Origin of the sequence: Telmatospirillum sp. J64-1, from assembly GCF_006980715.1 — a bacterium.
GTDB lineage: Bacteria > Pseudomonadota > Alphaproteobacteria > Rhodospirillales > Magnetospirillaceae > Oleiliquidispirillum > Oleiliquidispirillum nitrogeniifigens.
The window spans coordinates 1-1,953 of record NZ_SBHN01000040.1; the positions used below are offsets into that span (position 1 = coordinate 1).

The 1,953-nt window shown below is 67.3% G+C and carries 3 protein-coding genes; all 3 read left to right on the forward strand.

Features of this window, described 5'->3' with window-relative positions; translation table 11 throughout:
- The first annotated feature begins 158 nt into the window (after positions 1-158).
- On the forward strand, positions 159-506 hold the full coding sequence (locus EPD66_RS22765; protein ID WP_142850863.1) for a hypothetical protein: 348 nt from the start codon (positions 159-161) through the stop codon (positions 504-506).
- Positions 503-1,039 carry a hypothetical protein gene (locus EPD66_RS22770; RefSeq protein WP_142850864.1) on the forward strand — a complete coding sequence of 179 codons (537 nt, stop codon included), beginning with the start codon at positions 503-505 and terminating at the stop codon, positions 1,037-1,039. The genes EPD66_RS22765 and EPD66_RS22770 overlap by 4 nt, the downstream gene beginning before the upstream one ends.
- 8 nt (positions 1,040-1,047) lie before the next feature.
- On the forward strand, positions 1,048-1,953 hold a 906-nt coding region (locus tag EPD66_RS24450; RefSeq protein ID WP_221931084.1), incomplete at its 3' end, for a DUF3383 family protein.

Consider the following 1,953-nt stretch of genomic DNA (forward strand, 5'->3'; position numbering starts at 1 on the left):
CAGGAATCCAAGGCCAAGCGCGAGAAAGAGGCGGCCGAAGGCAAGTCGCCCGGCCGGCGGAAAAAGAGCACGTCCCGGATGCCGCGCAAGACCAATCCGCTGCTGTTCAGCGGCGGCCTGAGCAACGCGATCACCTATGTCATCCGGAGGCGCGGCGCATGATGGAGATGATCGCCGATCTGCTCTCCGACGAGGACCTGGTGCAGAGCCTGGACATCGAGCGCCTGGGCGAAGGGGTTTCGCCGCGTGGCCGTACCGAAACTGTGGTGCTGGCCAGCGAGACTATCCAGGCCGCCCTGCAGCCGGCCACACCTCGCGAGCGCGAAACCCTGCCCGAGGCCGAGCGCGACAAGGATGCCCTGACCCTCTGGTCGCTGGCTCAAATCACCGCCGAGATCCGCTTCGACCATGCCGGATCGTCTTGGCGTGTGCGGTCGGTCGAGACCTGGACCAGTTGCGGCGAGACCTATTACCGGGCGGTCGCGGTGATGGAGGGCGTGCGATGAGCAACAATTCGGCCACCGGCGGCCCTTTGGCCGTCGAGGGCGGCCTCTCGCGTGAAGCCCTGGAAGATGTCATCCACGACCTGCTGGCCGGTCTCACCGGCTTGGAGGGGGCGCTGATCCGGCCGCGCTACCAGCCCAAGCCGCCGCCGCAACCAAAACCCGAAGTGGACTGGTGCGCCTTCGGCATCACGGAGGCGGCGCCCGAGGGCACTCAGCTGATCCAGGGCGACGGCGCGGCAGTCCTGCACAGCCAAGCATCCCTGACCGTGGCCCTGTCCTTCTACGGTCCGGGCGGCGACGTTCTGGCCGGCCGGGTCCGGGCGGGGCTGCAGATCGCCCAAAACCGGGAGGGGCTCCGTGCGGCCGGTCTGGCCTATGTGTCGGCCGGCGCCATCATCGCCGGGGCGGAACTGGTCGGCGGGTCCTGGCTGCCGCGCTTTGACCTGACCCTCACCCTGCGCCAGGCCGAAGCCCTGGCCGTAGCAATCGAAAATCTCGCCTGCGGGCGCCACCAACTCATTGCCAATAGCTGAGGCATATCATGTCCCGAGCCCTCTCTGTCGACCGCGTGGTCAAGGTCTCTATCAATCTGGCGCCGCTCGCCGCCGCACGCCGGAATTTCGGCGCGCTTTTGCTGCTTGGATCATCCGAGGTGATCGATCAGGGCGAACGCATCCGCGCCTATGCCGCCATTGATGCCGTAGCCGCCGATTTCGGCCTTGCCGCCCCGGAATATCAGGCCGCCGAGCTGTTCTTCAGCCAGTCGCCGCGCCCCTCGCTTCTCTATGTCGGCCGCTGGATCAAGGAGGATGCTCCGGCCGTGCTGAAAGGCGCCGCCCTGAGCGAGGCGGAAGCCGCTCTCTCGGCCTGGACCGGCATTACCGAGGGCTCCTTGACCATCAATATCAACGGTCAACAGCGCACGGTCGAGGATTTGGATTTTTCCGATGCCGTCACCCTGGAAGGCATCGCCGCCATCGCCTCCGCCGCCCTGTCGGGCGAAGGTGCGCGCCTCGATTACGACGGCAGCCGCTTCATCCTGTCGACCGCCGCGACCGGCGCGGCTGCTGTGCTGGGATATGCCGACGGCCCGCTGGCCAGCCTTATGAAGCTGACGGCCGATACCGCCCTGGCTCCGGTGCCCGGCGCAGACGCGGAAACGCCGCTGGAGGCGGTGGCCGTGCTGGCCGACCGCTCCGGTGATTGGTATGGCCTCGCCTTCACCGATCCCGGCCTTGCGGTGGAGGATCACCTCGCCGTGGCCGGCTTCATCGAAGCCAGCGCCAAAAGCCGTATCTATGCGGTCACCACCACCGATACCCGGGTGCTGGATGCCGCATTCGGCAATGATGTCGCCAGCCGGCTGTCGGGGCTGGGACGCCGCCGCAGCCTGGTCGTCTATTCGTCCAATCCCCATGCCGCCGTCAGTGCCCTGGGTCGGGCCTTC